The organism is Microbacterium dauci (assembly GCF_030065535.1).
GTDB classification, from domain to species: Bacteria; Actinomycetota; Actinomycetes; order Actinomycetales; family Microbacteriaceae; genus Microbacterium; species Microbacterium dauci.
On record NZ_JASJND010000001.1, the window covers coordinates 719,580 to 728,741 of the forward strand.

Below are 9,162 nucleotides of genomic sequence, written 5' to 3' on the forward strand. Positions count from 1 at the left end.
AGGGTAGGTCGGCGATGCCCCCGCGCTCCTGCGCCACGCCCGCAAGAGAGGTCCTCGGATGACGACGAAGGACGTTCCGCCGCCGCTGGCCCGGGCGGTCCTCGACCGCGCGGACGGTGAGCGGCTCGACGCCGCACTGTTGGATCGTGTCCGCGCCGACGCGTCCACTCGGGCGCTGCGGGTGCACGGAGACCGCGCACCCGTTGCGAACGGGTTGCTGCAGTGGGGAAGCGTTCTCGACGTCACCGAGCCCGTCGAGTGGGCGTTCCTCGGTCGCGCCGAGGACGGATCCGCACTGCTCGCCGCGATCGCCGACCCGGATGCCGCGCCGCAACCCGACCTGCCGTGGCAATCACTGCGTGCCGTCGGCGGGGACCTCGCGCCGGACGACGCCGGACGGTTCGTGCAGGCCGTCGCGCTCGGCCGTTGGCTGTGGGAAGCGCCGTTCTGCCCCCGTTGCGGCGCGCGCACCGAGGTCGGCTCGTCCGGCTGGTCGCGCACCTGCCCGTCGTGCGGGCGGCAGCACTTCCCCCGCACCGACCCCGCCGTCATCGTCTCGGTCGCGAGCGCCGACGGCGAGCGGTTGCTGCTCGGACGAAACGCCGCGTGGGGGGACGTACCCGTGTTCTCCACCTTCGCCGGGTTCGTCGAAGCGGGGGAGTCGCTCGAGAGCACAGTCCACCGTGAGGTGGCGGAAGAGTCCGGCGTGCGGGTCGAGCGCGTCGAGTACCGCGGTTCGCAGGCATGGCCGTACCCGCGGTCGCTGATGCTCGGCTTCCACGCGCACGCGATCGACGACGCCGAGGCGCGTCCCGACGGCGACGAGATCGTCGAAGTGCGGTGGTTCTCCCGCACCGAGATCGTCGCGCTGCTCGCAGGCGACGGTGACGTCCGTCTGCCGGGACCGGCATCGATCGCGCGAAGCCTGATCCAGTCGTGGGCACGCGGATGACCTCGCCCCTCGACGCACTGGACGACCGGCAGCGCGAGGCCGCGTCCGCGCTGCGCGGACCGGTGTGCGTGCTCGCCGGGGCGGGTACCGGCAAGACGCGCACCATCACACACCGCATCGCGCACGGTGTCGACACCGGCGCGTATTCACCGCAGCGCGTCATGGCCGTGACGTTCACCGCGAAGGCTGCGGGTGAGCTCCGCGGCCGCCTTCGCGCCCTCGGCGTCGAGGGCGTGGCCGCGAGGACGTTCCACGCCGCGGCCCTCGCGCAGCTGAACTACTTCTGGCCGCAGGTCGCGGGCGACTCCGCCCCGTCGATCGTCGACAGCAAGGTCCGTCTCCTCGGGCAGGCTGCCGGTGACATCGGGCTGCGACTCGACGCCGCGACCCTGCGCGACGTCGCCTCGCAGATCGAGTGGCGCAAGGTCACGATGCGGTCGATCGAAACCTACGCGGCCGATCGGCCGACCGGCATCCCGGGGCTCGCGATCACCCCGCTCGTGGAGCTGCAGAAGACCTACGAGCGCGTGAAGGATGAGCGTCGCCAGCTCGACTTCGAGGACGTGCTGCTGGCCTGCGCCGGCATGATCGAGTCGGAGCCGCGCGTCGCCCTCGCCGTCCGCGAGCAGTACCGCCACTTCACGGTGGACGAGTTCCAAGACGTCTCGCCCGTGCAGCACCGTCTGCTCGAGCTCTGGCTGGGCGACCGGCACGACCTGTGCGTCGTCGGCGACGCGTCCCAAACGGTGTACTCGTTCGCGGGCGCGGACCCGCGGTACCTGCTCGAGTTCGAGGAACGCTACGACGATGTTCAGGTCGTGCGCCTGGAGCGCAACTACCGATCGGATGCCGCGGTCCTGGCCGTCGCGAACGAGTTGATGCGCGGGCGCCCCGGCGCGCTGCGGCTCGAGACGCCTGCAGAGCCCGGCCCCGCGCCCGAGGTCACCGCGTTCGACGACGACGCGGCCGAGGCGGACGGTGTCGCCGACCGCGTCGCGGCCCAGCTCCGTGCCGGCGTGGAACCGAGCACGATCGCGGTGCTGTACCGCCTGAACGCACAGTCCGCGCCGCTGCTGGCCGCGCTCGCGGCCCGCGGGATCGCGGCATCCGTCCTCGGCGGCAAGCGGTTCTGGGACCTTCCCGAGGTGCGGCAGGCGCTCCTCGCACTGCGTGGTGCGTCCGTCGCGCCGCTGACCGGCTCGTTCGCAGCGACCGTCCGCGACGTGTTGCGCTCGCTCGGACTGACCGACGAGGCCCCGCCGGCGGGTGGTGCGCTCCGTGACGCGTGGGAGGCGCGCGCAGCGGTGCTCCGACTCGCCGAGGAGGCGCCCGAGGGGACGACGCTGCGCGGGTTCACCGACGAACTCACGGCCCGCGCGAAGTCACAGCACGAGCCGGCGCTGCGCACCGTGACGCTGGCGACCCTGCACGCGGCGAAGGGTCTCGAATGGGACCACGTGCACCTCATGGGGCTCAGCGAGGGGCTGCTGCCGATCTCGTACGCGACCACGTTCGAGCAGATCGACGAGGAGCGGCGGCTCGCCTACGTCGGGATCACGCGGGCCGCGCGAACCTTGAGTTTGTCGTGGGCTCGGACGTCGGGCCATCGGGAGCGGCAACGGTCGCGGTTCCTGCAGGAGATCGGCACCAGCACCGTTCGTGAGGGCGGTGCACGCGCCACTCGCGCCGCGCGTCCGCGGCGCTGATCGACACCGAGCGTCCGGTCTCGCGGCCGCGGAGCAGTCGCGCGGCGAGAATCGTTCCTTCGAGGAGGAGGAGTGGCTCCGTCCGCGGCGCCTCGCGGGCGAGCAACTGCGACGCCACGAGCGGCCAGTCCGGGTCGACGTCGGCACGCGCCGCATGGACGCACGCGAGGCATGCTCCCGAACCCGGCGTGACGAACGGCCCGACCGTGACGCGATCGCCGTGCAGTTGCAGCGGCACGTGGGGCACATCCGCAGCCACCAGTCGCGCGACGCGGGTCGGATCTGCCAGGCGGTGCGCGACGAGGAGGAGTGGCGTCCGGTCGCGCGGGTCGTCGACCGTCCAGCCCGTCATCGTCGTGGTCCGGATGCCGGCGGCGCCGAGCCCGGCACGGATGGTCGTCTCGGCATCCTGGTCGAGATCGGCGGGGAGCTCGACGCGTACGTCGCTCGACGCGGTCGGCGACGGTGCGAGCGCCCCGCCGATCCGGTCGAGGAAGTCGGCGGCATCCTGATCGGAGGCGCCGAGTTCTTTGACGAGCGGACCGAACCGTGCATCGGGGATGCCGACGACGAGCTCGTCGAGGAGTCGCTCCTGCCAGAGGCTCAGTCCCTCGAGCGGGCGCCGGTCGTCGGCGCCGAGCTGGACGGAGGACGGTGTCCGCCACAGCGGCGGATGCGAGTCGGCGAGTCGGAGCATGTCGTGATCTTGCGCCTCTCGCGATGGCGGCGACGCCCGCCGTCCACAGTCGGCGGATCGGTTCGCCCATTTACGCGCCTGTGGAGAAGGCGCGCTCAGACGGGGCGAGGACCGCTCGGGCCCTCCTCGTCGCCCTCCTCGGGTCGTCCTTCCTCGGCGGCGAGCAACTCGGCGAGCGCGTCATCGAACGCGTCGGGTGCGGGGGTCTCGCCGCGGGCGTGCGCCTGCAGGCGTGCGACCAGGCCGGCGGGGTCGTCGATGTCGTCCGCACCCGGCATGAGGTCGGGGTAGTCCCACAGCGCGTCGCGCGCGGCGGGCCCGACCGCGTCGGTGACGGCGCGCCACATGGCGGCCGCTTCGCGCAGTCGGCGTGGTCGCAGCTCGAGACCGACGAGCGACGCCATCGCGCGCTCGCCCGGGCCGCCGGCGGCGCGGCGGCGGCGAACCGTCTCGGCGATCTTGTCGGCGGCCGGCAGTCGCGTCAGCGCGTCGGCGGTGACGACGTCGACCCAGCCCTCGATCGTGGCGAGCAGGTTCTCGAGTCGCGTCAGCGCCGCGACCTGCGCCTCGGAACGCTGGGGAAGCAGCGCGCCGCTCTCGATGAGGCCGCGGAGCTCGTCGGGCGACGACGGATCGAAGCGTTCCGCCAGCTCCTCGAGCGCCGAGACATCCACGTGCACGCCGCGCGCGAAGTCGGTGACCTGCGAGATCACGTGCAGGCGCAGCCACCGCGCGTGGCGGAAGAGGCGTGCGTGGGCCAGTTCGCGGGTCGCGAGGGCCAGAGCGAGCTGGTCCTCGGCGATCTCGAGGTCGCGGCCGAAGTCGGCGAAATTCTGCGGCAAAATCGTCGCCGCGCCGTCGGGCATGAGCGGGATGCCGACGTCGCCGCCCGAGACGACCTCGAGCGACAGGCGGCCGATGACGGTGCCCAGCTGATTCGCGAACAGTGCGCCGCCGACGTTCCGGATGATCCGACCGGCGCCGGCGATGGCCGAGCGCATCTCATCCGGCGTCTGCGATTCCAGTGCGCCCATGAGCGCATCGCTGATCGAGGATGCCACCGGCTCGGCCAGCTCCTGCCAGACCGGGAGCGTCGCCTCGACCCACTCGCTGCGCGTGATCGCGCGTGGTGGCGCCGCGAGGTCGCCGATCGCCGTGGCCTCGCTGAGCCACAACGAGGCGAGCGTGAAGGCCTGGTCGAACTCCTGACGGGCGCCGGAGGTGATTCCGAGTCCGTCCTGGTTTGCGATGTGGAGTGCACCGGTCTTGGCCGATGACCAGTCGATGCCCTCGTCGGTGCCCGACATCGCCTGCTGCAGGTGCCGCATGACGTTCTGCATCATCGCCGGGTCGAGGTTCAGCCCCGACATCCGCTGCAGCTCCTCGGGGTCGATACCGCCCTGGCCGCTCAGCAGGCGCCGCAGCATCTCGGCGAGGTCGTCGTCGGGGCGGTCGTCGTCGCTCATGTCAGGCGCCTTTCAGCAGGGGGAAGACATCTGGATCTACGCTAGTCGCGGGTTTCCATCGCACGGTCCGAGCGGGAGCCGTCCCGTGTACGCCGGTCGCGAACGAGCGACGGAAGAAGGTCCTGCGTGTCCCTGTTCGACGATGTCTCCGCCGCTCCCGAGCCGCGTCGCCGGCGGCAGCGTCGCGCCGGTACGGTGCTCGGCATCTGGTCGCTCGCGGTCGCGCTGGTGGCGCTGCTCGCGTTGACGTTCCTTCCGACGGCGTACGTCATCCAGCAGCAGGGTCCGGTCGTCAACACGCTCGGCAGCGCAAGCGACGCCGACGGCGAGGAGGTGCCGCTCATCTCGGTGGAAGGTGCCGACACGTACCCGGCCGAGGGGTCGCTCGACCTGACGACCGTGCAGGTTGTGGGCAACCGCGAGCGGACCCCTTCCTGGTTCGAGCTCGCGATGGCCTGGTTCGACACGTCGAAGGCGGTTCTGCCGATCGAGCAGATCTACCCCGTCGGTACGACGACCGAACAGCGCAACGAGGAGAGCGCGGCGCTCATGGTCGACTCGCAGAAGGAAGCCACCGCTGCGGCGCTCACCGAGCTCGGATACGACGTCTCGCCCTACGTCGCGGTGTTCGGATTCAGCGAGGATTCACCCGCGGCCGGCGTGCTCGAAGAGGGTGACGTCGTGGTCTCGGCGAACGGCACGCCGATCGAGACCACCGACCAGCTCCGAGGGGTGATCAACGCCGGGGAGGGTGACCCTGTCACCATCGTGGTGCGCCGCGACGGTGACGAGGTCGAGACCGAGATCACGCCTCGTGAGAACGTCGTCGACGGCACGACCTCGTGGATCATCGGCGTGACGACCAGTCACGACTACGACTTCCCGATCGACGTGACGATCCAGCTCGACCGCATCGGTGGCCCGAGCGCCGGCCAGATGTTCGCGCTCGGGATCATCGACGTCCTCACCCCCGGCGACCTCACCGGCGGCGTCCACATCGCCGGGACCGGCACGATCGATGCCGCCGGCACGATCGGCCCGATCGGCGGCATCCGTCAGAAGCTGCACGGGGCCGACGACGCCGGCGCCGAATGGTTCTTCGCACCTGTCGACAACTGCGACGAGGTGGTGGGGCACATCCCGGGCGATCTCCGCGTGGTCGCCGTCGAGACGCTCGCCGACTCGCTCGATGCACTCGAGGCGATCAGCTCGGACGAAGGCGTCGAAGACCTCCCCACCTGCCGCTGAACCGGGATTCCGCCGAGAGCGCACCGCCGGAACGCCGCTGCCGCGAGATGCCCCACTTAGGATGAAGGGGTGACCTCGACACCGACTGCGGGCCCGGCCACGCCCTCCGCTCCGAATCCTGTCCGTCGCGCGATCGCCATCACGATCGGTGCGCTGATCGTGCTCGTCATGGCGTTCTTCGCATTCGCGAGTCTGTACGCCGATTGGCAGTGGTACCGCCAGCTGGGCTTCGACGGGGTGCTCACGACGCAGTGGCTCGCCCGAGTGGTCATGTTCGCGATCGGGTTCGTCGCCATGGCAGCGCCGGTCTTCGCCGCGATCCAGCTCGCCTACCGCCTTCGTCCGGTGTACGCGCGACTGAGCTCGCAGCTCGACCACTACCAGGAGGTCGTCGAGCCGCTCCGCCGTCTCGCGATGTGGGGCATCCCGGTGTTCTTCGGGTTCTTCGCCGGGTTCGCGGCATCCGCGCAATGGGAGACCGTGTGGCTCTGGGCCAACGCGGTCGAGACCGGCCAGACCGACCCCGTGTTCAGCATGGACACCGGCTTCTACCTCTTCCAGATGCCCTTCTACGGTGTGGCGCTCGGCTTCGCGTCGGCCGTGCTCCTGATCTCGTTGCTCGTGACCGCCGTCGTGGCCTACCTCTACGGTTCGGTGCGCGTCGGTCAGCGTGAGCTGCGCATCTCGAAGGCCGCGCGCATCCAGCTCGCGATCATCGCCGGTCTCTACCTCGCCGTCCAGGCGGTGAGCCTCTGGCTCGACCGGTACCGCAGCCTCACGACGCAGGGTGACCGCTTCACCGGCGCCAGTTACGTCGACGTGAACGCCGTGATCCCGGGGCTTGCGATCCTCGCGATCGCCGCGGCGATCGTCGCGCTGCTGTTCTTCGTCACGGCGGTCATCGGCCGTTGGCGCTTCCCGCTCATCGGAACGGCGCTCCTCATCGTGTCGTCGCTGGTCGTGGGCGTCGCCTATCCGTGGGCGGTGTCGCAGTTCCAGGTCGCGCCGAACCTCGAGACCTATGAGGCGCCGTACGTCGAGGACAACCTCGAGGCGACGAAGTTCGCGTACGGCATCGACGGACTCGAGAAGACCGACTACGCGGCCGTCACGACCGCCGAGGAGGGTCAACTCCGAGCGGATGCCGACACGACGGCGTCGCTGCGCATCATGGACCCTGCGGTGATCGGCCCGACCGTCCGCCAGCTCGAGCAGTACCGCTCGTACTACCGCTTCACGAACCCCCTCGACGTCGACCGCTACGAGATCGACGGTGAAGTCCAAGACACCGTCGTCTCGGTGCGCGAGCTCAACCTCGAGCAGCTCGGCACGGCGCAGTCGTGGTACAACAACACGCTCGTCTACACGCACGGCTACGGCATGGTGGCGGCGAAGGGCAACGAGCGCACCGAGGACGGCAACCCCGTGTTCCTCGAACGCGGCATCCCGACCGCCGGTCAGCTCACCACGGGCGCGGAGTACGAGCCCCGCATCTACTTCGGCGAGTTCTCGCCCCAGTACTCGATCGTGGGCGGTCCCGAGGACGGCGACGACATCGAGCTCGACTACCCGCGCGGTGAAGACGGTGCGGCGCAGACCCGCACGACCTTCGAGGGTGACGGCGGTCCGAACGTGGGCAACCCGTTCAACCGCCTCATCTACGCGCTGAAGTTCCAGTCCACCGACATGCTCTTCACCGACGGCATCAACGAGGAGTCACAGATCCTCTACGACCGCGACCCCCGCGAGCGCGTGCAGAAGGTCGCCCCGTACCTCGAGCTCGACAGCGACCCGTACCCGAGCGTCGTCGACGGTCGCGTGGTGTGGATCATCGACGGCTACACGCTCAGCAACAACTACCCGTACTCGTCGATCGTGAGTCTGCGCGACTCCATCGCCGACACGGCGAACACGTCGCCGCGGGTGGCGCTCGACGACATCAACTACATGCGCAACTCGGTCAAGGCGACCGTCGACGCGTACGACGGTTCGGTGAACCTGTACGCGTGGGACGAGGAGGACCCGCTGCTGCAGGCATGGCAGCAGGTGTACCCGACCGGTCTCGAGTCGATCTCGAAGATGTCGGGCGACCTCATGAGCCACGTCCGGTACCCGACCGACCTGTTCAAGGTGCAGCGCGCCATGCTCGGCACCTACCACGTCGACGACGCCGAGTCGTTCATCCGCCGCGACAACGCGTGGCGGACACCGGCCGACCCGGTCACCGAGACGAACCTGCAGTCGCCGTACTACCTCACGATGCAGATGCCCGGGCAGGACGAGCCGTCCTACTCGATGTTCACGTCGTTCATCCCGGCCTCGGTCGGTGACGGCGCCCGGAACGTGCTCATGGGATACCTCGCGGTCGACAGCAACGCCGGGAACGAAAAGGGCGTGAAGGCAGAGGGCTACGGCAAACTCCGCATGCTCGAGATCAGCGCCGACACGTCGGTGCCCGGTCCTGGCCAGGTGCAGAACACGTTCGACTCGAACGAGACGATCTCGTCGCAGATGAACCTGCTCCGGCAGGGTGCGTCCGAGGTGCTCAACGGCAACCTGCTGACGTTGCCGGTCGGTGGCGGTCTGCTCTACGTCCAGCCGGTGTTCGTGCAGGCGTCGAGTGGCACGCAGCTCCCGACGCTCCGGAAGATCCTCGTGGCGTTCGGTAACGAGGTCGCCTTCGAGGACACCCTGCAGGAGGCGCTCGACGAGCTCTTCGGCGGCGACTCCGGTGCGGACACGCCGGATCAGGGCACTGGCAGCCCGACGCCGACCCCGACGCCGGGTGAGACCGAGGCGCCGACCGATCCGACGACGCCGGAGATCCCGACGGATGAGTTCGACCGTCTGCTCGCCGAGGCGCAGCAGGCCATGGTCGACCGCAACGAGGCGATGGCCGACGGCGACTGGGCCGCCTACGGTGTGGCCGACGAGCAGCTGACGAACATCATCGAGCGACTGCTCGAGCTCGAGGGCGAATGATCCTGAGGTGGTGGGGGGGGCCCCCGGGGGCGCCCCCCCCCCCACCCCCACCCCCGGGCCCCCCCCCCCCCCCCCCCCCGGGGGGCCCCCCACACCCCCCCCCCCCCCCCC

Annotated in this window: 5 protein-coding genes; 4 read left to right on the forward strand and 1 reads right to left on the reverse strand. The window is 70.2% G+C overall.

What is annotated here, in order from left to right; genetic code table 11:
- Positions 1-58 precede the first annotated feature (58 nt).
- Together nudC and QNI14_RS03455 are read left to right on the forward strand one after the other, a co-directional pair.
- Positions 59-952: an NAD(+) diphosphatase gene (gene nudC / locus QNI14_RS03450; protein ID WP_283714834.1), complete on the forward strand. Its 894-nt coding sequence runs from the start codon at positions 59-61 to the stop codon at positions 950-952.
- A complete protein-coding gene (locus QNI14_RS03455; protein WP_283714836.1) occupies positions 949-2,658 on the forward strand; it encodes an ATP-dependent helicase in 1,710 nt (569 codons plus the stop codon). Before nudC ends, QNI14_RS03455 begins: the two co-directional genes overlap by 4 nt.
- 792 nt (positions 2,659-3,450) lie before the next feature.
- Here QNI14_RS03455 and QNI14_RS03460 read toward each other — a convergent pair.
- Positions 3,451-4,821, reverse strand: coding sequence for a zinc-dependent metalloprotease (locus tag QNI14_RS03460; protein WP_283714837.1), 1,371 nt, complete (start codon positions 4,819-4,821; stop codon positions 3,451-3,453).
- A gap of 126 nt (positions 4,822-4,947) precedes the next feature.
- Here QNI14_RS03460 and QNI14_RS03465 point away from each other — a divergent pair, with 126 nt between their 5' ends.
- Positions 4,948-6,069 (forward strand): YlbL family protein, encoded by a 1,122-nt coding sequence (locus QNI14_RS03465; RefSeq protein ID WP_283714839.1) that lies wholly within the window; start codon positions 4,948-4,950, stop codon positions 6,067-6,069.
- 69 nt (positions 6,070-6,138) lie between these two features.
- Complete coding sequence (locus QNI14_RS03470) at positions 6,139-9,051, forward strand: UPF0182 family membrane protein (RefSeq protein ID WP_283714840.1); 2,913 nt, start codon at positions 6,139-6,141, stop codon at positions 9,049-9,051.
- Positions 9,052-9,162 lie beyond the last annotated feature (111 nt).

Coding starts and splice junctions, on each gene's coding strand:
- nudC (WP_283714834.1), top strand. CDS start 59: ATGACGACGAAGGACGTTCCGCCGCCGCTGGCCCGGGCGGTCCTCGAC.
- QNI14_RS03455 (WP_283714836.1), top strand. CDS start 949: ATGACCTCGCCCCTCGACGCACTGGACGACCGGCAGCGCGAGGCCGCG.
- QNI14_RS03460 (WP_283714837.1), bottom strand. CDS start 4,821: ATGAGCGACGACGACCGCCCCGACGACGACCTCGCCGAGATGCTGCGG.